Raw genomic sequence first — 25,218 nt, 5'->3', positions numbered from 1 at the left:
CCCCCGCTTGACCATAACCCCGCGTTATGCGAGGAAGCGCGCGCTTGTTTCGCGGAGCCGGCTCAGCGGGACGCGCCCAGCTTCCTCCCGGTGACGCGCCTGGCGGGCTTCTCCTGCTGTTCCTGGACGCCCTTGGCCCACAGCGAGCGCACATGTCCGAGGTGGCGGGTCATGCACTTCTCGGCGCCCTTCACATCACCCGCCACCATCAGGTCGAGGAGTTCGATGTGCTCCTCGGCCGACGGGATCAGCTGTCCACGCTCGTCCAGGGCGGTCAGTCCGTACAGGCGCGAACGCTTGCGCAGGTCGCCGACCGTCTCGACGAGCCGGTCGTTGCCGGCGAGCGCGAGCAGGGAGAGATGGAACTGGCGGTCGGCCTCCAGATAGCCGATGAGGTCGTGCTCACGAGCCGCGCGCACGATCTCCTCGGCGACCGGGCGCAGCGCCTCCAGGTCTTCGCGGGCGGCGCTGCGGGTGATCCGGCCGACCATGGGGACCTCGATCAGGGTGCGGATCTCGGTGTACTGGTCGAGGTCGCGCTCGTTGACCTCGGTGACGCGGAAGCCCTTGTTGCGAACGGGCTCGACAAGGCCCTCGCGGGCCAGGTCGAGCATCGCCTCGCGCACCGGTGTCGCGGAGATGCCGAAGTCCTCCGCGAGGCCGGGCGCCGAGTAGACCTCGCCGGGTCGCAGTTCGCCGGAGATCAGCGCGGCGCGCAGGGCGTGGGCGACCTGGTCGCGCAGCCGCTCCCTGGTGGTGATGAGGTTGCGCTGCTTGAGGTGGCCCATGGTGGTGGTGTTCCCTTCGTGCCCTGTGCCCTCGTGGCCGAGCGGATCACCAGCGTACAATGTCACGTTGTTTTCGCAGGTGCCCCTGGGTGTGCGGGGGCCAGAGTGTAGGTGCGGTCGGAGGTGTAGAACGCCAGGGCCGCGCGTCCCTGTTCGCGTGGACCGTGGCTGGAGGCCTTGGCTCCGCCGAAGGGCAGGTGAAAATCCACCCCGGTGGACGGGGCGTTGACGCGGATCATGCCGGTGTCGAGGTGGTCGAGCCCGTGCAGTGCCGCGTCGAGCGAGGCGGTGTGCACCGAGGTGACCAGGCCGTACGGGACGGAGTTGGTGATCCGGACCGCGTGAGCCAGGTCGCCGGCGGGAAGCAGCGCCGCCAGCGGTCCGAAGACCTCCTCGCGCAGCAGCCGGTGGCCGGGCGGCACCTTCTCGACCAGGGCCGGGGCCGCGTACCAGCCGTCTGCCCCCTCGGGGACGGCGGCGGCCGCGACTGTTGACAGACCCTCTCTCGCCTGGGTCACCCGGTCGCGAGCCTGCTCGTCGACGACCGGTCCGCACACCGTTGCAGGGTCGGCGGGGTCACCCACCGGGAGCGCTCGCAGCGCCTCGGCGAGGGCCTCGCGCAGGGGGTCGAGGGCGGCGCCGACCGCGATCACGCGGCTGGTTGCGGTGCACTTCTGTCCCGCGTATCCGGCGATCGCGGCGGCGATGTGCGCGGCGGCCCGGGGGATGTCCGCGTCGGGCAGGACGATCGCCGCGTTCAGCCCGCCCATCTCGGCCTGCACGGGGGCGCCCCGCGCGGTGGCGGTGCGGACGACCGCCTGGCCCACGGTGGTGGAGCCGGTGAAGGAGACGACGTCGGCGGCGGAGACAACGGCGTTGCCCTCGGTGGGTCCGCCGGGCAGCACGGTGAAGACCCCGGCCGGCACCGCCTGGTGGACGATCTCGGCCAGGCGCTGGGCGCACGCGGTCGCCTCCGGTGCCGGCTTCAGGACGACGGTGTTGCCCGTCGCGAGCGCAGGTGCCGCCTTCCAGCTGGGGATCGCGAAGGGGAAGTTCCACGGGGTGATGAGGGCCGCGGCTCCGTGCGGGCGGCGGCGCGTCAGCAGGAGCCCAGCACCGTCACCCGTCTCGTGGACGGCACCGGTGGGTTCGAAGGGGGCCTGGGCGTAGTACCGCCAGATGGCGGCGGTGCGGGTCACTTCGGCGCGTGCTTCGCTGACCGGCTTGCCCACCTCGCGCACGGCGAGGGCCGCCAGTTCGTCCGCGGCGGAGTCGATGGCGGCGGCGACGGCGCCGAGCGCGGCCGAGCGTGCGGTCGCGCCGACCAGGAGCCAGCCGGGCTGGGCGGCGCGGGCCCGCTCCACGGCGTCGACGGCGGCGAGGGCACCCGGGGCGGGTACCCGCACCAGAACCTCGGAGGGATCGGCCGGGTTGCGCGAGACGACCTGGGCAAGGGCGGTGGTCACAGGAGGAAACCTCCGGGGAAGGGGTCGTCCGGGTCGAGGAAGTACTGGGCGGTTCCGGTGATCCAGGCACGTCCCGTGATGCTGGGAACGACGGCGGGAACCCCGCCGACCTCGGTCTCCGTCACGAGACGGCCGGTGAACTCGGTACCGATGAAGGACTCGTTGACGAAGTCCTCGTGCAGCGGCAGCGCGCCTCGGGCATGCAGCTGCGCCATCCGCGCCGAGGTGCCGGTGCCGCACGGGGAGCGGTCGAACCAGCCCGGGTGGATGGCCATGGCGTGGCGTGAGCGATGCGCGTCGGAGCCGGGCGCGGCGAGGTAGACGTGCTTGACCCCGGCGATCTCGGGCTGAACCGGATGGACGGGGCGGTCCGGGGACGCATTGATCGCGTCCATGACGGCGAGCCCCGCGGCCAGCAGGTCGTCCTTGCGGGACCGGTCGAACGGCAGCCCCAGCGCGTCGAGTTCGACGAAGGCGTAGAAGTTGCCGCCGAAGGCGATGTCGTACGTCACTGTTCCGTACCGGGGCACGTCCACCTTGCGGTCGAGGCCGACGCAGAAGGCGGGAACGTTGGTGAACGTGACCGCCTTCGCCGCCCCGTTGTCGACGTGTACGTCGACGGAGACGAGCCCGGCGGGGGTGTCGAGGCGGATGGTGGTGACCGGTTCGGTGACGGGGACCATGCCGGTCTCGACGAGCACGGTGGCCACGCCGATGGTGCCGTGCCCGCACATCGGGAGCAGGCCCGACACCTCGATGTACAGCACTCCGAAGTCGGCGTCGGGGCGGGTCGGCGGCTGGAGGATCGCGCCGCTCATGGAGGCGTGGCCGCGCGGCTCGTACATCAGGAGCGTGCGCAGGTGGTCCATGTGCTCGATGAAGTGGAGCCTGCGCTCGGCCATCGTGGCGCCGGGGATCACCCCGACACCTCCGGTGATCACGCGCGTGGGCATGCCCTCGGTGTGTGAGTCGACGGCGTGGAAGACATGACGGGTACGCACGAACGTCCTTTCCTGTGAGTCGGCTTGCGGTCAGTGGTGGCCCTCGGCGACGGCCTTCTCGGTCGCCGCGCGCACCGCGGCACCGATCGCGGCGGGCAGCGGCAGGCGCGGCGGGCGGGTGGTTCCGCCTCGGCGGCCGACGAGGTCCATGGACAGCTTGATGGACTGCACGAACTCGGTCCTGGAGTCCCAGCGCAGCAGCGGGTGCAGTGACCTGTAGAGCGGCAGTGCGGTGCCGAGGTCCCCGGCGACGGCTGCGTGGTACAGCTCGGCGCAGGTGGCGGGGAAGGCGTTCGGGTAGCCGGCGATCCAGCCGACCGCCCCCGCGAGAGCCAGCTCCAGCAGGACGTCGTCCGCTCCGATCAGCAGGTCGAGGTCGGGGGCGAGTTCGGCGATCTCGTAGGCCCTGCGCACATCGCCGCTGAACTCCTTGACGGCCACAATGCTGCCGTCGCCGTGGAGTCCCGCGAGGAGGGCGGGGGTGAGGTCGACCTTGGTGTCGATGGGGTTGTTGTAGCCCACGACGGGCAGCCCCGCCCGTGCGACCTCCGCGTAGTGGGCGCGCACAGCCTTCTCGTCCGCACGGTAGGCGTTCGGCGGAAGCAGCAGGACGCTGCCGCAGCCTTCCTCGGCGGCCTGTTCGGCCAGGCGACGGGATTCCGCGCTGCCGTAGGCGGCCACCCCGGGCATCACACGCGCGCCGTCACCCGCGGCCTCGACGGCTGTGCGCACCACGCGGGCACGCTCCTCCCCGGTGAGCGTCTGGTACTCGCCCAGGGAGCCGTTGGGCACGACGCCGTCGCAGCCGTTGCCGATGAGCCAGCGGACGTGCTCGGCGTAGGCGTCGTAGTCGACGGAGAGGTCCTCGCGCAGGGGAAGCGCGGTGGCGACCATGATGCCGCGCCAGGGGCGGTCGGCCTGCCACGTGGCGCAGGCGGTGGTGGCGGTCATGCAGCAGCTCCTTATGTAGCGTGTGACATTTTATTGTTGGCGGCGCCGCGTACAACAGGTACGGGATCGGCGGGGCCCGTCAGGAGGCCGGCGTGTCGGCCTCCTCCGCACCGGCCACGAGGGGCCGCCCGCCCGGGTCGGTGGGTGCGAGGGGGGCGGCGGGCTCGGCGGGCGCGTCACCCGGGTCGAGCGCACCCAGCACCCCGAGCGGGACCGGCACCGCGAGTGGCCGGCGTTCGGAGGACGGTGGCACGGATGCGGCGCCCGGCCCGGCCGCGAGGGCCGTCACGGCCGCTCCGCACATCCGCCCCTGGCACCAGCCCATGCCCGCGCGGGTGAGGAGCTTGACGGTGCGCGCATCACGGGCACCGTAGTCGGCCACCGCCTCACGAATGGCTCCGGCGGTCACCTCCTCGCAGCGGCACACGTCCGTTGCGTCGTCGAGCCACTGCACCCAGCCCGGCCCCGGAGCGTGCGCCGCGGCCATGGCGTCGGCGAAGGCCCGCATCCGGTCGCGGCGGCGCTGAAGATCCCGCACGCGCCCGCTGCGGGTGAGCGCGGGCTTCCCGTACACCCGGGCGGCGGCCGCGATGCCCGCGATGTCGCCTTCCACACGGGCGAGTTGCGCGCCGCCGACGCCGGTCTCGCCCGCAGCCCAGAGACCGGGTACCGAGGTTTCCTGGAGTCCGTCCAGTTCGAGGGCGTACGTTCCGTCCGGGGTGCGCCGGGTCGCGCACCCCAGGCTGGTGGCCAGCTCCGCCTGTGGGACGAGACCGTGCCCGACCGCCAGCGCGTCGCAGGCGATCCGGCGGCCCGTCCCCCGCAGGGGGCGCCAGTCGCGGTCGACACGGGAGACGGTGACCGCCTCCACCCGGTCCGTGCCGTGGACCAGGGTCACCGCGCTGTGCGTGCGCAGGCGCACGCCGTGGCGCAACAGCGCCACGCCATGGACCAGGGCCTCCGCCAGCTTGTGCGGGTTGGCGGCGAGGGCGCTCGGGCGGCGGGCGTAGCCGAGATAGCCGGACGCCTCCACCACCGCGGGGACACGCGCCCCGGCCGCGGCAAGTGACGAGGCGACGGCGAGGAGCAGCGGGCCACTGCCTGCCACGACGACACGCCTGCCGGGCAGGACGAGACCGGACTTCAGCATCGCCTGCGCTCCCCCGGCGCCCACGACTCCCGGCAGCGTCCAGCCGGGGAAGGGAAGGTGGCGTTCGTATGCGCCCGTCGCCAGCAGGACCGTGCGGGCGCGCACACGGACCGGGCGCTCCCCACAACCGTCCGCGCCGGTGACCGCGTGCACCGACCACGCGGTGTCTCCTTCGCTCACCCGCGTCACGGTCCACACGTGGTGCCCGGCGAGATGGACGATGTCACTGGCCTCCAGTCGTCGGCGCAGGTCGACGAAGGCGGACCAGTCATGGTGCAGGGCTTCGGGGCGCACCGCGCCGAGGGCCGGGGCGGGCCTGCGGTAGAACTGGCCGCCGATCTGGCCGGAGGTGTCCAACAGGGCGACGGAGAGCCCCAGTTCGGAAGCAGTGACGGCGCCTGCCAGGCCCGCGCAGCCCGCGCCGACCACCGCGAGGTCGTACGGTTCCCGGTACGCGTGGTCGGTCGCCTCGTCAGACGGCGAGTTCGGCATGACCGTGCCCTTCCTGGGTGGTGATCGTGTCGCCGGGGCGGGCCGGCACCAGGCAGGCTCGCCTGTTGGACTGAGCGTTGATCGTGGCGAGGCAGTCGTAGCACTGGCCGATGCCGCAGAACGCTCCGCGCGCACGACCGCCGCGGCGTGTGGTGCGCCAGGCGAGGATGCCGGCCGACCAGAGCGCGGCGGCGACCGACTGTCCGGGCAGCGCGGTGAGCGTGCGCCCGTCGAAGGTGATTTCGAACGGGGCCTCGGGCGCCGCGCCGACGAGTTCGGCGGCGCTGCGGTCACGCGCCATGGCGCGGCTCCTTCCTGGGAAAGGGCATGGAGGCCGGTCGCCTCATCGCCCGCTGCCGAACCGGTCCGGCCTGAACGGCTCGATGTCCAACGGAGGTTGCTCCCCTGTCAGGATCCGGACGACGATCACCCCTGTCGCCGGGGCGAGTCCTATCCCCGCGCCCTCGTGACCGCAGGCGTGCAGCAGTCCGGGAACGCGCGGGTCGGGCCCGATCGCGGGCAGATGGTCGGGCAGATACGGGCGGAATCCAGCGTACGTCCGGATCGCCCGCACCCCGGCGAGCACCGGGAACAGGCGTGTGGCCTGGGCCGCGAGGCGGCGCAGCACCTCCACCGACAGTGTGCGGTCGAAGCCGACCCGTTCCCGGCTCGCGCCGATCAGAACCGGACCCGCCACGGTGCCCTCGACGACGGCGGAGGTCTGCAGTGCCGCCGAGCCACTGGCGACATCGGCGACGTAGTCGGCCGCGTACACCTTGCGTCGCACCAGTCGCGGCATCGGTTCGGTGACGAGCACGAAGCCGCGCCGGGGCAGCACCGGCAGGTGCACGCCCGCGAGCCGGGCCAGCTCACCGCCCCAGGTCCCGGCCGCGTTCACGACATACGGAGCGTGCAGGTCACCTCTCACCGTCCGTACGCCCCGCACCGCGCCGTTCGCACCCGTCAGCACACCGGTGACCTCTTCGCCGAGCCGCAGCCGCACCCGGCCGGAGGCCTGCTCGCCCGCGGCCCGCAGCAGATGCGCCGCGGCCAGCGCGGGCTGTACCTGGGCGTCCTGCGGATAGTGGAAGCCGCCCGCCAGGCCCGGGGCGAGGTGGGGCTCCAGATCGCGGAGCCGGTCGCTGGTGACCTCCTCCGTCGTCATCCCCGCCCGCTGCTGGCGTGTGGCGAAGTCCCGCAGGGCCGTCATCCCCGCGTCGTCGGATGCGACGACCAGGCCACCCTTCGCCTCGTACTCGATGTGGGGCGACAGGACGTCGGACAGCGTGCGCCACAACCGCGTGGACAGCAGGGCCAGGTCGAGTTCGGGGCCCGGCTCCTTGTCGGAGACCAGCAGATTGCCCTCACCGGCTCCCGTGGTCCCGCCGGCGACGGGGCCACGGTCGATCACGGTGACGCGGAGGCCGGACCGGGCGGCGTAGTAGGCGCAGGCGGCGCCGACCACGCCCGCTCCGACGACGACGAGATCGGCAGAGGTTCTCATGGGCACGTGCAGTAATATTTCACATTGCACTTCGGCTTGCCAAGAGACACACACGCCGGCCCCGCGCAGTTCGGCCGGGGCCTCGCGAAAGCAGCGACTGCGCCGACGCGAGCGACGGGCCGCGTACGACGTCGCCGAAACCGGCGGTCATGGACACAGCTGGGTAAAGGAGCGGGTGACACCTTGTCAGTGCAATTTCACATTACTATGTTACGGGTCACATTCCAGCCTCTCCGGCTGTCCGACTGTTCACGGAGCGACCACGATGAACAAGCGCACCTGTACCGCCACCGCCTCCGCGCTGGTGGCGGCCCTCGCCCTGGGCGCGGCGGGCTGCTCCGGCGGCACGCACTCCACGGACGGCAAAGGCCGCGGCGAGAACCCCGCCCTCGCCAACCAGGGCGCCGTCGTCGGCGGCACCCCGAAGAAGGGCGGCACCCTGACCGTCCTGTCCAACCAGGACTTCACCCACCTCGATCCCGCCCGCAACTGGGTCATGAGCGACATGGAGTTCGGCACCCGGCTGCTCTACCGCACCCTGGTGACCTACAAGGCGGCCCCCGGCACCGGTGGCGGTGAGCTGGTCCCCGACCTCGCCACCGATCTGGGCAGGTCCTCCGACGGCGCCAAGACCTGGACCTTCCACCTGAAGGAGGGCATCAGATACGAGGACGGCACGCCCGTCACCGCGCAGGACGTGAAGTACAACGTGGAGCGGTCCTTCTCGCCCGACCTGCCGGGTGGCGCCGACTACGCTGCCCGCTACCTCGCCGGAGCCGAGGGCTACCAGGGGCCGGCGCAGGGCAAGCATCTCGACTCCATCAAGACGCCGGACGACCACACGATCGTCTTCGAACTGCGCAAGCCGTTCGCCGAGTTCCCCGACGCGACCGTAATGCCGACCTTCGCGCCCGTGCCGAAGGCGCGGGATACGGGACCCCGATACGACAACCGGCCGTTCTCCTCGGGCCCGTACAAGATCCAGTCGTACGGGCGCGACAAGCAACTCGTCCTGGTCCGCAATCAGTACTGGGATCCGAAGACCGACGAGGTCCGCAAGGCGTATCCGGACAGGCTGGTCGTGTTGATGGGACTGAAGGGCGACCAGATCGACGACCGCCTCATCGCGAGCCAGGGCGCGGACGCCTCCGCCGTCTCCTGGGGGGCGCTGCGGCCGGAGAGCGCGGCCAAGGTGCTGCCGGACACCGAGGTGCGAAAGCGCCTTCTCGCGGAGTCGACCAACTGCACCGACATGGTGCAGATGCACACGGGCCGCGCGCCGTTCAACGACGTCAGGATCCGCCGGGCGGTGCAGTACGCCCTCGACAAGGACGCCGTCCTGACCGCGTCCGGCGGGCCCGCCTTCAACGACCTGTCCACCGCGTACATGCCCGCCACTCTCTTCGGCGGCAGGCAGCCCGACACCCTGAAGATCCCCACCACGGGCGATGCGGCCAAGGCCAAGCAACTGCTCGAGGAGGCGGGCAGGCCGAACGGCTTGTCCACCGAGATCACCGTCTCCTCCGGTGACAAGGGGCGTGCCGAGGCGATCCAGCAGTCCCTCGCCAAGGCCGGCATCAAGGTCACCATCGACACCGTCGACCCCTCCGCGTTCTACGCCACCATCGGAGACACCACTCATCGCACCGACCTCGTCTATACGGGCTGGTGCCCGGACTACCCCTCCGGCTCGACGTTCCTGCCCTTCGTCTTCGACGGTCGCTACATCAAGGAGAAGGGCAACTCCGGCAACCACTCGCTCTTCCGCGACAAGGCGACCATGGAGCGGATGGACGAGATCGCCGCGATGACCGACGCCAAGGCGGCGAACAGAGCCTGGCAGAAGCTGGACGGCGAGATCCTCAAGAAGGCGCCGGCCGTCCCGGTCCTCGTGCGCCGCTGGCCGCTGGTGCTCGGCAGCAACATCGCGGGCGCGTACGGACAGACCTCGTTCGGCGGACAGCTCGACTACGCCTCCGTCGGCCTCAAGAACCCGGCCGCGAGTCAGAACTGACGGAGCCTCCGATCACCATGTCCTCCACCGCACCGGACTCCGCCGCCACGTCAACCACCGCGACGGCCCCCACGGGCAGCGGCCCCTGGCAGCTCGCCCGCCGGGAACTGCGCCGCCGGGCCTCCGTGAAGGTCTCCCTGGCCATCGTCGCCGCCTTTCTGCTCATGGCGGCGGGGGCCCCGCTGCTGAGCGCGCTCGGCGGCCGGTCGCCCGACGAGTTCGACAAGTCCGCCATCGACCCCTACCTGGGCGGCAAGCCCATCGGGCCGCTCGGCGGGGTCTCCGCCGACCACTGGCTCGGCGTCGAACCGGTCACCGGGCGCGACCTGTTCGCCCGTGTCGTACACGGCGCCCAGGTCTCCCTCCTCATCGCCCTGACGGCCACCGCGATCGTCGTCGTCGCCGGAACGGCGGCCGGGATCGCGGCCGGCTACTTCGGGGGCCGCACGGACGCCGTGCTCTCCCGTCTCATGGACCTCACCATGTCCTTCCCGTCGCTCATCTTCATGATCGCGATGATGTCGGTGGCCAAGGACGTCAACCGGATCGTGCTGATGACCTTGGTCATCGGCCTGTTCGGCTGGCCCGGCATCGCCCGCGTGGTGCGCGGACAGACACTCTCGCTCAAACACCGCGAGTACGTCGACGCGGCCCGCGTCGGCGGTGCCGGCTCGTGGCGGATTCTCACCCGCGACATCCTGCCGGGCGTTGCAGGCCCCGTCATCGCGTACACGACCCTGATCATCCCGGGCATGATCGCCACCGAGGCCGCCCTGAGCTATCTGGGCGTCGGCGTCCGCCCACCCACTCCGTCCTGGGGCCAGATGATCGCCGAGAGTGTCTCCTTCTACGACACCGACCCGATGTACTTCGTCATCCCGAGTGCCTGCCTGTTCCTGACCGTGCTCGCGTTCACACTGCTCGGCGACGCCCTGCGGGACATCCTCGACCCGAGGGGAGGCCGCACATGATCCTCTACACGCTGCGGCGGCTGGCCGGCGTCATCGGTGTGCTGATCGCCGTCGCCGCCGTCACCTTCACCATCTTCTACGTCCTTCCCTCCGACCCCGCCGCCGCGGCCTGCGGAAAGGCGTGCAGCACCGAACGCCTGGCGGCGATCCGCGCCCATATGGGTCTCGACCGTCCGCTGTGGCGGCAGTTCTGGGACTTCGTCAGCGGCATCTTCACCGGCCGCACCATGGGCAGCGGTCAGTACGCGCTGCGCTGCGACTTCCCCTGCCTGGGCTACTCCTACCAGAACAGCGAGGCCGTCTGGGACCTGCTGATGGACCGGCTCCCTGTCTCAGCGTCGCTGGCCCTGGGCGCCGCCGTACTGTGGCTCGCGCTCGGCCTGAGCACCGGCGTGACAGCCGCCCTGCGCAAGGACACCCTCACCGACCGCGTGCTGATGGTCGGCGCGGTGGGCGCCGCCTCGCTGCCGGTCTACTTCACCTCGATGATGCTGATCTACGGGCTCATCCGGGTGGCGGGGCTGCTCCCCTATCCGCAGTACGTGTCCTTCGGCGACGACCCTGCGAGCTGGGCGTCGAACCTGCTGCTGCCCTGGCTGGCCCTCGCCATCCTCTACGCGGCCATGTACGCGCGCCAGAGCCGAAGTTCGATGATCGAGACGATGGCGGAGCCGTACATCCGCACCGCACGCGCGAAGGGCCTGCCGCGCCGCACCGTCGTCGTCAAGCACGGCCTGCGCTCCGGCATGACGCCGATCCTCACCCTTTTCGGAATGGACCTGGGCGGCCTGCTCGCCGGTGCGGTGATCACCGAGTCCATCTTCGGCCTGCCGGGGATCGGTCGGCTCTTCTACGGGGCCCTGTCCACCGGCGACCAGCCGGTGATCCTCGGCGTGACCCTGCTCGCCGCCGCCTTCATCGTCGTCGCCAACCTGGCCGTCGACCTGCTGTACGCCGTCGTCGACCCGCGAGTGAGGCTGTGATGGCCGCCGAACCCGAAACACTTCTGTCCGTAAGAGACTTGTCGGTCACCTTCCAGGCCGAGGGCGGACCCGTACGCGCCGTCGACTCCCTCGGCTTCGAGGTCCATCGCGGACGGACCCTCGGTATCGTCGGCGAGTCCGGCTCCGGCAAGTCCGTCACCTCGATGGCGGTGATGGGTCTGCACACCGGCGCACAGGTCACCGGCTCGATCACCCTGGACGGCCGTGAACTGGTCGGACTCGCGGAGCGCGACCTGAACCGGCTGCGCGGCCGGAAGATGGCCATGGTCTTCCAGGACCCGCTTTCCAGCCTGCACCCCTACTACACGGTCGGCGAACAGATAGCGGAGCACCACCGGGTCCACTTCGGTTCCCGTCGCGCCGCCGCCCGGCGGCGCGCCGTGGAGATGCTCGCCGAGGTCGGCATTCCGGAACCGAAACGCCGGGCGGGCGAGTACCCGCACCAGTTCTCCGGGGGCATGCGCCAGCGAGTGATGATCGCCATGGCGCTGGCCTGCGAGCCGGAACTGCTGATCGCGGACGAGCCGACCACCGCCCTGGACGTCACCGTGCAGGCCCAGATCCTGGAACTGATCGCCCGGATCCAGCAGGAGCGGTCCCTCGCCGTCGTCCTGATCACTCATGACCTCGGGGTGGTCGCCCGCGTCGCGCACGAGGTCCTGGTGATGTACGGCGGCCGAGCGGCCGAACAAGCTCCGGTGGAGGCCGTGTTCGCCGCCCCGGCCCACCCTTACACGCGGGGTCTCCTCGACTCCCTGCCCCGCCTCGACGACGCCGACGACGCCCCGTTGCGGGCGATCCCCGGCAGCCCGCCATCGCTGCTCGCGCCCGCCCCGGGGTGCGCGTTCGTGCCGCGCTGCCCGCGGGCCGCCGCGGCCGGCACCGATGCGAGCGAGCGCTGCGAGCGGGTCAGGCCCCGCCTGGTCGCGTCCGACGGGCGCGCGGTGGCCTGCCACCTGCCCTTGAGTCCGGCCATCGCCCCCACGGACCGCACCCGGAAGGTCATCCCATGACACCCACCGACAGGCCGGCCTTCTCGGCCGGCACCCCCGCCGGCCAGTCCGCCCAACCGGCGCCTCCTCACACCGATCCGCTGCTGTCCGTACGGAACTTGACAATGACCTTCCCCGGCCGACGAGGCCGTTCGGCCGCCGTACGGGCCGTCGACGGCGTCAGCTTCGACGTGGCGGCGGGCGAGACCCTCGGCCTGGTCGGGGAGTCCGGCTGCGGCAAGTCCACCACGGGCCGGATGATCGTGCGGCTCCTGGAACCGACCGGCGGCTCGGTCTCGTACGACGGCCGCGACATCAGCCACCTCGCCCAGCGCGAACTCAGACCGCTGCGGCGGGAGATCCAAATGGTCTTCCAGGATCCGCACTCCTCCCTCAACCCGCGCCAGACCGTGGCCCGGATCATCGCCGATCCGCTTCTGGTACAGGGGAGCCCGGCGGCCGACGCGCGGCGCAGGGCCGCGGAGCTGATGGAGCTCGTCGGGCTCATCCCCGAGCACATCGACCGCTATCCGCACGAGTTCTCCGGCGGCCAGGCACAGCGCATCGGCATCGCCCGCTCACTGGCCACGAGCCCCCGCCTGGTCGTCGCCGACGAACCGGTCTCGGCGCTCGACGTCTCCGTGCAGGCACAGATCGTCAACCTGATGGAGCGTCTGCAGGGCGAACTCGGTCTCGCCTACCTGTTCATCGCGCACGACCTCTCGGTGGTCAAGCGGGTCTGCGACCGGGTCGCAGTGATGTACCTGGGGCGCATCGTGGAAATCGGCCCCAGGGAGAGGGTGTACACGGCTCCCGCTCACCCTTACACCCGGGCCCTCCTGTCCGCCGTACCCCTGCCCGATCCGGTCGCCGAGCGGAGCCGGGAGCGGATCACCCTGCTCGGCGACCCGCCGAGCCCGGCGGCTCCTCCGCCCGGCTGCACGTTCCACCCCCGCTGCCTCAAGGCCCAGGCGATCTGCCGGTCCGAGGCGCCGGTGCTGAGCATTGCGGCGCACGGCGGGACACGTCAGGTGGCCTGCCACTTCCCCGAGGCCGCCTGAAGGGACACGGCCGTGTCCCGGACCGCCGGTGGGTCCAGGACACAGCCGTGCTCGGGCGGCCGAACGTGTCGGGCGCCTACCACCTGGTGATGCGGACGGTGTCCGAGTCTCCGGCCGCGCTCAGGACGTCGATCCGCACCCCCGCGGCCGCGTCGGTGAACGACTCCCCGGCCCAGTACGGTGCGTCGTCCAGCGGGCGGCAGCGGCCTGCCGGAGTGTCGTCCGGCTTGGCGTCCATCACCTGGATCGGTCCGCCGCCGGTCTCGACGGACGAGTCGACCCGGTACACCAGCGCACCGGTCGAACACAGGCCCACGTCCGCGAGGACCGCCCTCCGCGACTCGACGACATACGCCGTCGTGGGTCCGGTGCGGACGACGGCCATCTTGGTTCCGCCGCCGTACTCGACCGCTGTCAGGGTGACCGTGTCACTGCCCGCCGAGGCCCGGCAGACGACCTGGCTGTCGTCGATCCAGCCGAGCTTCCACGACTGCCAGGCGAAGTACTGCGGCCCGGCCCCGCCGATCAGGCCCATCACGTCCCAGCCGCCCACGAAACGATGCGCGTCACCGCCCGTGTCGAAGGCGTACAGGTCGGGCAAGCCGAAGGTGTGCGCGGTCTCGTGGCCGACCAGCTTGTAGCCCCAATGCCACATGTCCTGACCGAAGGTCACCGCCCACTTGATCCGGGTGCCGTCGGCGACCACCCCGGCCGTCCCCGGCTCGTACACATAGGTGGGCGTGAAGGAGATGGCCGCCGCGTTCCTCGTCGGCACGACGTACACCATGTCGTAGCGCGAGAAGTCCACGGCCGCATCCGCGGCCGTCACGGCGTCCTTGAGATAGGCCTCGTGCGCCTCGTGGCTGAGGCCGCGGTCGAATCCGTAGTCCGTGGAGTTGTGCGGCATCCGCACCCAGTGCCGGTACTGGGTGATGGCGAGCCACGTCTTGCCGTAGGAGGCGTTCCACACCCAGTCCGCGCCGGGCGTGAGCCGGGCCGCGTCGTCGGCGGCGGACTCGGTGGCGGGGGCGTCCGGGAAGTCCACGAAGATCATGGCGACTTCGATGGTTCCGGCGGGGCGCCGGAAGGCGGAGAAGTCGGTGTCATGGCCTTCGTCCGTCCACCCGGTGGTGCCGGGCAGCGCGCAGTCCGAGGCGCTGTCCGCCGTCCGGGCCGCCGTCACCGCGCGGGCGTACGGCGCGCCGGGAACGCCGAGCAAGAAGAGAAGGAGGCCGACGAGCACCGCCGGCAGCAGCGCGCCTCGCCTCCTCGGCGCGTGGAGGGTCGCTCTCATGGATTCACCACCTCCATAACTACGACATGTGACATTTCACATAAGACTGTGGGTGCCGCACACTGTCGGGAACCTCCCAGTGGTCCATAACATCCGCGCATGGATCTGGAGATACGGCATCTGCGCGTGGTGTGCGCCGTCGCGGAAGCCGGCAGCCTCACCCGCGCCGCGGCGTCGCTGGGGATGACCCAGCCGGGCCTGAGCGCCCAGGTGCGGCGCGTCGAAAGGCTCCTGGGAGGCACGCTGTTCGAGCGTGGCCACGCCGGAGCCGTGCCCACCTCGCTGGGCGAGCTCGTGCTCGCCCGGGCCCATGCCATCCTTCCGGGCATCGACCAGCTCATCGCGGACACCGACCGCGCCACCCGCCGCGCGACCTCCCCCGCCCGTGTCCGCGTCGGCTCGGTCGGCGCCCCGCTCCTGGGCCATCTCCTGCGGGCCGTACGCGACGTGGTGCCGCAGGCCGAGGTGACCTCCCGCTGCCGGTACGCGCCCGCTCCGCTCCTCGACGACCTCACGGCCGGCCGCCTGGAGGCCGCGGTTCTCGGCGACCACCCGGGCCAGGAACTCGCACCGCGGGACGGCGTGATCCTGCACCCGCTCGTCACGGAGCCCGTCTTCGCGCTGCTCCCCGCCGACCACCCCCTGGCTGTGCGGGAGGAAGTGAGTCTGGCCCGGCTCACCGAGGAGGATTGGGCCGTGCCTCGACCCGGCAGCGACCGCACCCACGAGTACTGGACGTCCGTCTTCGCCGTCACCGACCGCCGTCCGCGTACCCCCTACGAGGCAGAGGGGCGTCAGCTGATCGAGATCGTCCGGGCGGGACTGGCCGTCAGCCTCTGCCAGGCCACCTTCATCGAGGTCCCCGGCGTCGCCGTCCGTCCCTTGGCGGGCAATCCGCTCTGGTACCGCCATGTACTCGCCTGGCGCGTGGACGGCCCCCTCGTCCCGCACGGCGAGGCGATCCTGCGCCGGGTCCACGACGGCCATCTGAGCAGCTGCGCGACCGGCACCGCGTATGCACGCTGGCGGGAACGGCACCCGCACGCGGCACATCCGCGCAGCTGAACAATTCGACTTCTTCCGGAAGTTCGCCGGGGTACCGGCGTCCGCAGCGGGACCTGTCGGTCCGAGCAGCCTGAAGCAGAAGGCGGGAATCGGCCAGAGCGGCGTACTGCAGAGGTGCTGACGCTCAGCGAGGCGGCAGCAAACGCGCCATTCCACTGGCCAGTGAAGGGTGCCTTTCAGACATCATGAGCAGCCGCTCGCAAGGTGCGAGGTAGCTGAACCTCGAACGCCGCCAAGTGTTTCCGCACGTCGGGAGGGGAATCCCGGCCAGGGCCCATGTCTGTCCGCGCGGTACCGATCCCTACTCGCTCTCCCGCCCCATAAATGGCTGAGAATGAGCCAGGTATTCAGCCGCGCCCGCGTACGCGCTCTGATCGACAACCGGCGCCTCCGGTGACTCTTTACCGTTCCACGGCAAAGCGGTCACTCTTTGAGGGCTCCGACTTTGAGGGCTCCGATTCGCATGTGGCGGCCACACGCAGCGGCCGAAACGTGCGGCCTTGAACGTCTCGACAGCATCGTGACGAGACATGATCATGAGTGCATTCCCAGCCGATCGACTACCCCGTATACGGGTCGATCGCGGGGCAGCGCAAGATCGGCAACAGCACTGTACGACGCAACTTCCCGGAAGGGTGAACCTACGGTGTCTTCCGATGCGATGACGCTCCGAACCAGGCGCAAAACGATGCCGCTCTCCTTCGCGATCCGGCCGTACTCGTCTCCCGCGACCAGGGCAACGACGGCTCAGCTCACTGAAAATGCAGCGGCCAGCAGCTCATGAGTATCGACAAACGGGGTAAATGAATGAATCAGGCAGACGACGGAATACCCGTTCCGGCGCACAGCAGAGCCATCAGCCGTCAGGAGAGCGCTTCCGCGCCCGCCGTAGCCCGCGGGCCGAAAACCACTCCCGTTCCGATCGCAGCCCTCCTGCCCGGTGAGTCCCCCCGGTCACAGGGTCCCGACCAGGAGCACGTCGCGCGGCTGGCCGACGTCGACGGGCCCCTGCCCGCCATACTCGTCCGCCGTTCAGACATGCGCGTGATCGATGGCACGCACCGGCTCCTGGCCGCATTGGCCCGAGGGCAGGACACCGTCGACGTCGAATTCTTCGAAGGTTCCGCGGAAGACGCCTTCCTGCGCGCGGTCCAAGCCAACATCGCGCACGGTCTGCCGCTGTCGCAGGCCGATCGGCGCGCCGCCGCGTCGCGGATCGTCGCATCGCATCCACACATGTCGGACCGGGCCATAGCACGGGCCTCCGGCCTGGGGGCCAAGGCCGTGGCCTCCATCCGACGCCGTGCCACTGACTCCGTTCCGCAGTTGAACGCACGGGTTGGCCGCGACGGGCGAGTGCGCCCGCTCAGCAGCGCGAAGGGCCGTTGGCGAGCCGCCGAAGTAATGGCCCAGAACCCTCAGGCCTCGTTGCGCGAGGTTGCGCGGATCGCGGGAATCTCGCCCGCTACCGCGAGCGATGTCCGAAAGCGCCTCCAGGCCGGTGAGTTACCCTCGGCAGTGCGGCCGGAGGCCCTCAGGCCTTCTACGGCGCCGGCACCGGCCCCCGGGCCCGCTGTGGCGGCCGCGACGCAAGGGGAGGGCGAGGGTGACGTCACTGTCCCCTTCGGGGGTGGCCGGCGACGAGATGAACGCCTCACGCGGCCGGCACAGCCCGATCCGGTCCAGGTGCTCGAAAAGCTCCTGCGTGACCCCTCGCTGCGGCTCAAGGAGGAGGGGCGGCATCTACTGCGACTCCTGCAACAGAACGCGCTGGCGGAGTGGTCCGGCCTTACCGCGGCTGTACCGCCGCACTGCGGAGCACTGGTGGGGAGCCTCGCTCGCCAATACGCCGACACCTGGCTGAAGTTCGCACAGCACCTCGATGAACGCGACCAGCCTCTCACGCGCAGGACGGCCGGCTGACGACCGCATGTCGACTTCGCCTGCCCCGGGTCCTCGCTTCCGCGTTACGGATTGCCTCGGCAGCTCACGGAGGGAATGAGAACCCGCGCGTACTCGGGCGGTCGCCTCACCTTTCTGATGCTTGAGATCAACAGCGCAATCCCCCCGACAAGCGACCGTCCCGCCGAGTCCGAGAACCGGCGGGACGGCATTCGTGGCAAGTGCGGCGGCCCGTGAAGGCCCTCATCGATGACGGCATCGTGCCGCGCCGGACCGGAGCGACCCTGTGGCCGTACGCGGCCGTGGAGCCGTCCACGCCCGAACCCAACAAGGTGTTCGGGCGAGAAGCAGTCCCTCGGCTATTCCTTGGCGGGGGTCACCACCGGCATGTGTTCGGGTGTCAGCAACTGCATCAGGTGGCGGGCGGAGGCGTCCCAGGACCAGGAGTCCTGAACCCACGTGCGGCCCGCGGTACCCATCGCCGCGGCCCGGTCGGTATCGAGCAGTATCCCGGTCAGCGCCTCGGCAATCGCCGTGGCATCGGTGCCGTCCACGACCCGGCCGGTCGTGCCGTCGAGCACCGTGTCCGGGGCGCCGCCGGAGTCCCCGACGACCACCGGCAGCCCGCTCGCCGCCGCTTCCAGGAACACGATCCCGAGCCCCTCCGCCTCCAGCCCCGCCTTACGGGTACGGCACGGCATGGCGAAGGCGTCCGCCGCCGCGTAGTACCGCGGTGTCTCGGTGTGCGCCTTGCCGCCCGCGAACCAGACCGCGCCCTCGGCGTGGCGGCGCGCCAGCTTCCGCAGCCGGGCTTCGTCCGGCCCCTTGCCGACCACGAGCAGCACCGCTTCGGGCACCTGCCGCCTGATCAGCGGGAGGGCCCGGATGAGCATGTCCTGGCCCTTGCGCGGGACCATGCGCGCCACGCAGAGGATCACGCGCTTGCCGTGCAGGCCAAGCTGTGCGCGCAGTTCGTCGCGCGCGTCGGCGTCGGGCCGGTACACCTGCGCGTCCACCCCGGGGACCAGGCGGCTGAGCTGCGCACGGGGCCCGAGGGCGGGTGCGATCCGGTCGCGTGTGTACTGGCCGAGGTAGGTGACGACGTCCACGCCGTTGCCGATCCGGCGCATCATCCCGCGCGCACCGGGAGTCCGGGCCCACCAGATCTCATGACCATGAGTGGTGGCCACGATGCGTCGGATGCCCTCCCGGCGCAGGGCCGGTGCCATCAAGGCCAGGGGCGCCGCCGCCCCGAACCAGACCCGGTCGCAGCCATGAGCCCGGGCTATCTCGACGGCCCTCCTGGTGACACGGCGGGTCGGCAGCAGCGTGCGCGTACCGTCCCGTACCACGGGGAAGGGGAGGGTCGCGTCGTAGGCGGTGTCGCCGGGCTCGTGCGAGGTGTAGACCACGACGTCGTCGTCCGGCATACGCGTGGTCATGGCATGCACGAACGTCTCGATCCCTCCCTGACGGGGCGGGAAGTCGTTGGTGATGACAAGGGTGGAACCCATGGATGAGTCGGATCCTTCAGCCGAGGGAAATCGAAGACGCCGAGAACAGGTAGTTACGGCAGTCGTCCGTGACATACGCCACGCGCTCCCAACCCCCCTCGCGCCATCGGTACATGTCGTAATCGAGGTCGGCGAGCCGGTCGACCAGGTCCCTCGACTTCATGTCGTACTTGGCCAGATGACGGTCCTCGATTTCCAGCAGCAGAACGGGCCGGTGCTCCTGCAGCGTGCGCCGCGCCCCGGACAGCACGGCCGCCTCCGCCCCTTCGACATCGGCCTTGATGAAGTCGACCCGCTCCAGCCCCATGTGCCGGCACAACCCGTCCACCGTCCGCACCGCCGTGGGAACCGGACGGGAGACGGGGAACTCGACGTTCGGGCCCGGCCCCGAAGCACCCTCGGTGAGATAGGCGCGTCCGTGCACCGGAAGCAGGCGCCGCCGCGGCAGGCTCATCGTCCCTTCGTGGGCCCGCTCCCCCAGAGCCATACGGTGCACGATGACGTTGTCACAGCCCAGAGCGGCGGCCGTGGTTCGCAGCCACGTCGCAGGGCCTGGCAGCGGTTCGACGCAGTGCACCTGCCCGGACGGCCCCACCAGCGCGGAAAGGCTCCACGTGTACAGGCCGTACTCGGCCCCGATGTCGAGGCACACGGCTCCCGGCCGCACGAGTTGACGCAGGCCGGCCACTTCCTGCTCCACGAAGGACCACCGCGAGGACGCCCAGCGGAGCCCGGACGCCACCGAGGTCACGCGGGCTCCCGCGGACGGACGCCCGCCGGAACGCAGAGGTAAGGCACGCACCCGACGCGTCAACCTGCCGCTCATCACAAGCCTTTCGATAGAACACGAACACGGCGAACGTCCGGTTCCGGAGCGACGCCATCTGAGCTCGGCCTACCATCACATCATCCGACGCATCGGGATCTCATCCACCCACAGATGGAGAGGCATCTCAGGGTCAACCCTGAGATGCACACATGGCTTCGCATCCGGTGCGGTCCGGGGTGCGAAGCCATGGGTGGCACAGGACGGCCGCTACTTCTGCTCCATCGCCGCGATCAGGCTCTTGGGACGCATGTCGGTCCAGTTCTTCTCGATGTAGTCGAGGCACTCCTGCCGTCCCGCCTGCCCGAACACCGACTTCCAGCCGTCGGGCACATCGACGAAGACCGGCCACAGGGAGTGCTGGCCCTCCTCGTTGACCAGGACCAGGTAGTCGGCATCGGGGTCTTCGAACGGGTTCGTCACCACGTCATCCTCTCTCGGGGTTTGATGTGGTTCGCGTCGGTGGCGGGCAGCGAGCGGCCGGGGTTCCGGCTCACGCCGTCGTCCGGGTGCGGTGGCTGCCTCGGACACCGGTCGGCCCCACTGAAGATCCACTATGGACCAGGGCCTGGCCGGCCAGTCAACCACACCCGCTCCGCCGGGTTCGCGAAGCCGCCTGATACGCGTTCAACTGCGGCGATGCCTCAGTTGAACGACCCCGACCAGGGCCGTACGGGCGTGTCTTGATCAGCGTGACGGCCCGGTGCCATGGTGGTCCTGCGAGCCCGAAGGGCCCCCGGCGCGTCCTCCCGCCTCCCCTACGTCGATCAGGAGACCCCCATGCACACGATCATCTGCAACGAGGGCGCGCCATGCCCTTCGTGAGCACGAACGGCATCCGCCTCTCCTACCAGCGCGCGGGCCGTGGGGAGCCCGTCCTCCTCATCATGGGCTCGGGAGCCGCGGGCCACGTTTGGACGATGTACCAGACACCGGCGCTGCAGCAAGCGGGATACGAGACGATCGTGTTCGACAACCGGGGCATCGGGGCGTCGGACGCCCCTGAGGGGAAGTACTCGCTCGCCGACATGGTCGCCGACACCAGGGGGCTGATCGAGGCCCTGCAGCTCGGACCGTGCCGCATCGTCGGGACCTCCATGGGCGCCATGATCGCCCAGGAACTGGCCCTTGATTGCCCGCACTTGGTCCGTTCCGCGGTTCTGCTCGCCACCAGGGCGCGCTCGGACACGACGCGGCGAGCACTGCAGGTGGCGGAACAAGTGGTGCGGGAGAGCGGAATCAGGCTGCCCCCCAAGTACGAGGCAGCCAGAACGGTCCTCGAGATGCTGTCCCCGGCGACGCTGGACGACGACGCCTCCGTCGCGTCCTGGCTGGAGATATTCGAACTGACCGCCGGCAACGACACCACCGCGGAGGGGCAGGCGTGGGTCTCCCACACCGGTGACCGACGTGAGGCTCTGCGGGGGATCACCGTGCCCTGTCGGGCCATCGCCTTCGCCGACGACCTGATCTGCCCGCCGCACCTGGTCGCCGAGGTGGCCGACGCCATCCCCGGCTGCGACTTGATGGAGATTCCCGACAGCGGGCACCTCGGCAATCTGGAGCGCCCCGACGCCGTCAACGCCGCGATCATCGAATTTCTCGACAAGTACTGACACACGCGTCAGCGGATCGAACCCGGCACCGTGCGGCGGTACGCCCGGGTCAGGGCCGAGCGCGGACCCGTCTGCTGCGCATGATGCGCGAGCGGTTCAACGCGTCCGGGACCACGCTTCTCATGCGCGGGCGTGGGCCCTGATGAACCGTGCCAGCCGCGCGACCCCGTCCGTGATCTGGGTGTGCGTCAGGTAGCTGACGGACAGTCGAAGGGTGTGTTCCCCTCCGCCCTCGGGATAGAAGTACGACATCGGAGTCCAGATGACCCCGAACTCCTCCGCCGAGCGCACCAGCGCGGCGTTGTCCGCGCGGAACGGCACCGTGACCGTGAGGAAGAAACCGCCGCTGGGCTCGTTCCAGCGCACGCCCAGCTCGGCCTGTTCGTCCTCCGGGAAGCGGACCGCCAGTTGCTCCAGGGTGACCCGCATCGCGTCGCCGTAGTAGGCGGCGGTCTCGGTGGTGAACTCCGAGGCTCGCCCGCCGGCGGCGGCGAGCATGCCCCCGACCACCGCCTGGCTCACCGGGGAGGTGTTCACCGTCACCATGCTCTTGATCTTGGCGAGTTCGTCCGCAAGGAGTCCGCTGCGCCCGTCGCCGTCGACGACGAGTTGGTCCGCGACGGCGAAGCCGATCCGGGCACCAGGGAAGAGCGTCTTGGCGAACGAGCCGAGGTGCAGCACCCTGCGGCTCCGGTCGAGGGACTTGAGCGTCGGCAACTGCTCGCCCGGACTGACCATGCGATAGGGGCTGTCCTCCAGGATCAGGATGTCCTCCCGCTCCGCGAGATCGAGGAGCTCCCGACGGGCTTCCAGGGACATGGTGGTCCCGGACGGATTCGAGTGGTCGGGCACGACGTAGAAGGCTCGGGGTCTGCGCCCGCGCGCACGCTCGGCGTGGATGGCCGTCTCAAGGTCGGTGCAGCGGAATCCGCCCTCGGCTTCCGCGACCGCGGTCGGTACGACGTCGAGCAGACGGGCGGCGCCGGTGATGCCCACATAGCAGGGGCTGGAGACGAGGAGCGCGTCCTCCGGACCGGAGATGAGCGCCCGCACCGCGAGGAGCATCGCCTCCTGCGCGCCGACAGTGACCACGATGGCCTCCGGCAGCACATCAATGCCCTCGTCCAGGCGCAGTGACTCGGCGACGAGTTCGCGGATCTGGCCGCCGGTCGGGCCGTACTGGAAGAGTGCCGAGCGAACCTGGGCGGGCGAAGCACCGCCCGCTTCCAGATGGTCCAGGTAGCGACGGAGATACGTGAAGATCTGCTCTGTCTCGAAGAATCCGTCGTACGGCCTGCCCGGAGCGAACGAGATCGCCTCGGGATAGCGGTGAGTGACCTCGTTGAGGAAGTTCATGGTGTCGAGGACCGGGTCGGAGACACTGCCGTGCAGGTCCTCCTTCCGTAGTCCGGGGCCACGCTGCGTCCCGGGCCGCGGGGCCGGACGGTCGGCCGCGGTTTCGGACGACGGCTCCAACTCCCCCTCTTTCCATATAAGTTGGCGCGTAGCCTCGCTGGTCGAACGTGTTCCGGTGAGCGTCATCGCCTCGGTCAGTTCCTCGGTGACGATGCCCAGGACGTCCGCAACGCCCTGCTGTCCGGCCACCGCGAGGCCGTACAGCACCGGGCGGCCCAGAAGGACGGCATCGGCGCCCAGGGCCAGGGCCGCCAGAACGTCCGCACCGCAGCGTACTCCCCCGTCGACGAGAACCGGGCAGGCGCCGTCGACCGTCACGGCGATGTCCTGGAGCACGTCGAGCGTTGCGGGGGCGCCGTCCAGCTGCCGGCCGCCGTGGTTCGACACCACGACGCCGTCGACGCCCGCGGCGACGGCCCGCCGGGCGTCAGAGGCAGCCAGAACTCCCTTGACCAGCACGGGGAGTGAGCTGATGGACCGCAGCCACTCGATGACCGACCAGTCGAGCGACGGATCGAACTCGGTGAGGGCGTGGCCGCTGGGCGAGGAGTAGTCGCCGCCCGCGAGATTGGCCGGCACCACACCCGGCGGCAGCCTGAAGTCATTGCGCAGGTCCCGCAGCCGGCGTCCGAGCCGGGGGGCGTCCACGGTGAGCACCAGCGCCTCGAACCCGGCCCGCTCGGCACGTTCCACGAGGCGCCGTGTCGTCGCACGGTCGCGGAAGCAGTACACCTGGAGCCAGAGCGGACCCGTGGCCGCCTCCGCGATGTCCTCGAAGCTCCGGCTTGCGAAGGTGCTGACGACGAACGGGACACCGGCCGCCCCGGCGGCGCGGGCCGTCGCGACCTCGCCGTCCAGGTGAGCCAGTGCGTGGTAGGCCACGGGCGCGACGGCGACCGGCAGCGACCAGGTACGGCCCAGGAGCGTGGACTTGGTTTCGGGCACTCCGAGACCGGTCAGTACCCGTGGTCTCAGCCGCGTCCGCCCGAACGCCTCCAGATTGGCCGCGAGGGTACGCTCCTGTCCCGCGCCTCCCGCCAGGAAGTCCCAGACACCGGGATCGAAGCTCCGGCGGGCCTTGGTCTCGTAGTCGGCCAGGGTGAGCAGGCGGGCGGACGATCCGGTGACGCTCATCCGGCGGTCAGCCGGTCGCGCTCCACCGCTTCGTACAGGGCCCGGATGTTGGCGCTGCCGAATCCGCGGGAGCCCCGGCGCTGTATGAGTTCGAAGAAAAGCGTGTTGCGCTGGTACGGCGAGCGGGTGAACAGCTGCAGGAGGTGGCCCCACTCGTCGCGATCGGCGAGAACCTGGGCGTCTTTGAGTGCGTCGATCTCACCCCGCAGATCGGCGATGCGCTCGGTGAGCATGTCGTAGTACGTGCTCGGGGTGGAGAGGAAGTCCACACCGGCGTCCCGGAACTCCCGCACCGCGGGAATGATCTCCTCCACGAGGAACGCCAGGTGCTGCACGCCCTGGCCGCCGTTGCGCTCCAGAAAGGCATCGAGCTGGCCGGCGTCCTTGCCCGGGTCGGGGGCGACCAGCGTGAAGATGACTCGGCCGGATCCGCTGCGCACGACGATGGAGTCCATCGCCTGCCCACCGACGGCGACATACTCCGACGAGTACCGGGAGAGCCCGAAGGCGTCGCGGTAGAAGTCGGCGTACTTCCCCAGGCTGCCCCCTTCCAGACAAATCGCGACATGGTCGAGGAGCTGGATCCGGCCCGCCGGCCTCAGGGGCGCCCCCGCTGTGGCGACCCAGTTGCGGCCGACGGGCAGCCCGATCGTGGGGCCCTCGGCAGGGATGAGGGTGTGGGAGACGTCGCCGAACCCCGACACGAGGGGAAGGCCCTGTGCCGAGCGGGTCACCCGAGCACCGGCCGCCGCCGCGGCGTCGGCGCTCGTCTCCACGTCGTCGCAGGTCATCGCGATGTCAGCGATGCCATCGCCGTGTTCGTCCAGGAACTTCCAGATACCCCGGCCGGAGGTGACGACCAGTTGCACCTCCCCCTGACGAAGCAACACCGAACTCCTGTCGACCTCCACGGAGTCAGCGACCCGCGTGAAGCCCATGGCCGAGACGAAGTAGTCGACGGTGGACACTTTGTCTCTGGTGTAGAGCTCGACGTAGGCGATGTCGTGCGCAACCACGGGAGTACCTCCTGAAGGTGCTGGTGGCCGGAGTCGGTGGT

The 25,218-nt window shown here is 70.4% G+C and carries 21 protein-coding genes; 8 read left to right on the top strand and 13 right to left on the bottom strand.

The genetic code is table 11. The features are described from left to right. Positions 1-62 precede the first annotated feature (62 nt). The 7 genes from AAW14_RS05540 to AAW14_RS05510 all read right to left on the bottom strand — a co-directional run bounded on the left by AAW14_RS05540 (position 63) and on the right by AAW14_RS05510 (position 7,352). A complete protein-coding gene (locus AAW14_RS05540) occupies positions 63-788 on the bottom strand; it encodes a GntR family transcriptional regulator (RefSeq protein WP_265561013.1) in 726 nt (241 codons plus the stop codon). A 62-nt stretch (positions 789-850) separates the two neighbouring features. Beyond that, a complete protein-coding gene (locus AAW14_RS05535; RefSeq protein WP_265560471.1) occupies positions 851-2,254 on the bottom strand; it encodes an aldehyde dehydrogenase family protein in 1,404 nt (467 codons plus the stop codon). Further along, positions 2,251-3,255 (bottom strand): proline racemase family protein, encoded by a 1,005-nt coding sequence (locus tag AAW14_RS05530; RefSeq protein ID WP_265560469.1) that lies wholly within the window; start codon positions 3,253-3,255, stop codon positions 2,251-2,253. The genes AAW14_RS05535 and AAW14_RS05530 overlap by 4 nt, the downstream gene beginning before the upstream one ends. Before the next feature lie 30 nt (positions 3,256-3,285). Continuing rightward, a complete protein-coding gene (locus tag AAW14_RS05525; RefSeq protein WP_265560467.1) occupies positions 3,286-4,206 on the bottom strand; it encodes a dihydrodipicolinate synthase family protein in 921 nt (306 codons plus the stop codon). 79 nt (positions 4,207-4,285) lie between these two features. Next, a complete protein-coding gene (locus AAW14_RS05520) occupies positions 4,286-5,848 on the bottom strand; it encodes an NAD(P)/FAD-dependent oxidoreductase (protein ID WP_265560465.1) in 1,563 nt (520 codons plus the stop codon). After that, positions 5,829-6,149 (bottom strand): (2Fe-2S)-binding protein, encoded by a 321-nt coding sequence (locus AAW14_RS05515; RefSeq protein ID WP_265560462.1) that lies wholly within the window; start codon positions 6,147-6,149, stop codon positions 5,829-5,831. Before AAW14_RS05515 ends, AAW14_RS05520 begins: the two co-directional genes overlap by 20 nt. 42 nt (positions 6,150-6,191) lie before the next feature. Further along, a complete protein-coding gene (locus tag AAW14_RS05510) occupies positions 6,192-7,352 on the bottom strand; it encodes an NAD(P)/FAD-dependent oxidoreductase (RefSeq protein WP_416223259.1) in 1,161 nt (386 codons plus the stop codon). A 265-nt stretch (positions 7,353-7,617) separates the two neighbouring features. Between AAW14_RS05510 and AAW14_RS05505 the strand changes: the two genes are divergently transcribed. From AAW14_RS05505 to AAW14_RS05485, 5 genes are read left to right on the top strand one after another with little or no spacing between them, the layout of a single operon-like run. Beyond that, positions 7,618-9,366: an ABC transporter substrate-binding protein gene (locus AAW14_RS05505; RefSeq protein ID WP_265560458.1), complete on the top strand. Its 1,749-nt coding sequence runs from the start codon at positions 7,618-7,620 to the stop codon at positions 9,364-9,366. 17 nt (positions 9,367-9,383) lie between these two features. Then, entirely contained in the window at positions 9,384-10,337 is a 954-nt protein-coding gene (locus AAW14_RS05500) for an ABC transporter permease (protein WP_265560456.1), read from the top strand. Then, positions 10,334-11,320, top strand: coding sequence for an ABC transporter permease (locus AAW14_RS05495; RefSeq protein ID WP_265560454.1), 987 nt, complete (start codon positions 10,334-10,336; stop codon positions 11,318-11,320). Before AAW14_RS05500 ends, AAW14_RS05495 begins: the two co-directional genes overlap by 4 nt. Further along, positions 11,320-12,354, top strand: coding sequence for an ABC transporter ATP-binding protein (locus tag AAW14_RS05490; protein ID WP_265560452.1), 1,035 nt, complete (start codon positions 11,320-11,322; stop codon positions 12,352-12,354). The genes AAW14_RS05495 and AAW14_RS05490 overlap by 1 nt, the downstream gene beginning before the upstream one ends. Continuing rightward, a complete protein-coding gene (locus tag AAW14_RS05485; RefSeq protein WP_416223258.1) occupies positions 12,351-13,394 on the top strand; it encodes an ABC transporter ATP-binding protein in 1,044 nt (347 codons plus the stop codon). Before AAW14_RS05490 ends, AAW14_RS05485 begins: the two co-directional genes overlap by 4 nt. 76 nt (positions 13,395-13,470) lie before the next feature. On the opposite strand, the gene AAW14_RS05480 is transcribed toward AAW14_RS05485, so the two are convergent. Then, a complete protein-coding gene (locus AAW14_RS05480) occupies positions 13,471-14,688 on the bottom strand; it encodes a M6 family metalloprotease domain-containing protein (protein ID WP_265560449.1) in 1,218 nt (405 codons plus the stop codon). Positions 14,689-14,787: 99 nt separating this feature from the next. Here AAW14_RS05480 and AAW14_RS05475 point away from each other — a divergent pair, with 99 nt between their 5' ends. Then, the gene (locus tag AAW14_RS05475) at positions 14,788-15,753 is read left to right on the top strand and encodes a LysR family transcriptional regulator (protein WP_265560447.1); all 966 of its coding nucleotides are present in this window, start codon (positions 14,788-14,790) and stop codon (positions 15,751-15,753) included. Positions 15,754-16,791: 1,038 nt separating this feature from the next. Beyond that, entirely contained in the window at positions 16,792-17,676 is an 885-nt protein-coding gene (locus AAW14_RS05470) for a transcriptional regulator (protein WP_265560444.1), read from the top strand. 338 nt (positions 17,677-18,014) lie between these two features. Here AAW14_RS05470 and AAW14_RS05465 read toward each other — a convergent pair whose 3' ends face one another. The 3 genes from AAW14_RS05465 to AAW14_RS05455 form a co-directional block, all read right to left on the bottom strand. Then, on the bottom strand, positions 18,015-19,169 hold the full coding sequence (locus tag AAW14_RS05465) for a glycosyltransferase family 4 protein (protein ID WP_265560442.1): 1,155 nt from the start codon (positions 19,167-19,169) through the stop codon (positions 18,015-18,017). Between the two features lie 16 nt (positions 19,170-19,185). Continuing rightward, on the bottom strand, positions 19,186-19,920 hold the full coding sequence (locus AAW14_RS05460; protein ID WP_265560440.1) for an FkbM family methyltransferase: 735 nt from the start codon (positions 19,918-19,920) through the stop codon (positions 19,186-19,188). Positions 19,921-20,205: 285 nt separating this feature from the next. Beyond that, a complete protein-coding gene (locus tag AAW14_RS05455) occupies positions 20,206-20,418 on the bottom strand; it encodes an MbtH family protein (RefSeq protein ID WP_322741013.1) in 213 nt (70 codons plus the stop codon). A gap of 389 nt (positions 20,419-20,807) precedes the next feature. On the opposite strand from AAW14_RS05455, the gene AAW14_RS05450 reads away from it, so the two are divergent. Continuing rightward, positions 20,808-21,611, top strand: coding sequence for an alpha/beta fold hydrolase (locus tag AAW14_RS05450; RefSeq protein WP_265560436.1), 804 nt, complete (start codon positions 20,808-20,810; stop codon positions 21,609-21,611). 120 nt (positions 21,612-21,731) lie between these two features. On the opposite strand, the gene AAW14_RS05445 is transcribed toward AAW14_RS05450, so the two are convergent. Continuing rightward, complete coding sequence (locus AAW14_RS05445; RefSeq protein WP_265560434.1) at positions 21,732-24,161, bottom strand: aminotransferase class I/II-fold pyridoxal phosphate-dependent enzyme; 2,430 nt, start codon at positions 24,159-24,161, stop codon at positions 21,732-21,734. Continuing rightward, positions 24,158-25,177 carry a 4-hydroxyphenylpyruvate dioxygenase gene (gene hppD / locus AAW14_RS05440; RefSeq protein WP_265560432.1) on the bottom strand — a complete coding sequence of 340 codons (1,020 nt, stop codon included), beginning with the start codon at positions 25,175-25,177 and terminating at the stop codon, positions 24,158-24,160. The genes AAW14_RS05445 and hppD overlap by 4 nt, the downstream gene beginning before the upstream one ends. Between the last annotated feature and the right edge of the window lie 41 nt (positions 25,178-25,218).

Source organism: Streptomyces hygroscopicus (assembly GCF_026168105.1).
Taxonomy (GTDB): domain Bacteria; phylum Actinomycetota; class Actinomycetes; order Streptomycetales; family Streptomycetaceae; genus Streptomyces; species Streptomyces hygroscopicus_D.
This window is presented reverse-complemented; position numbering and strand designations above follow the sequence as displayed.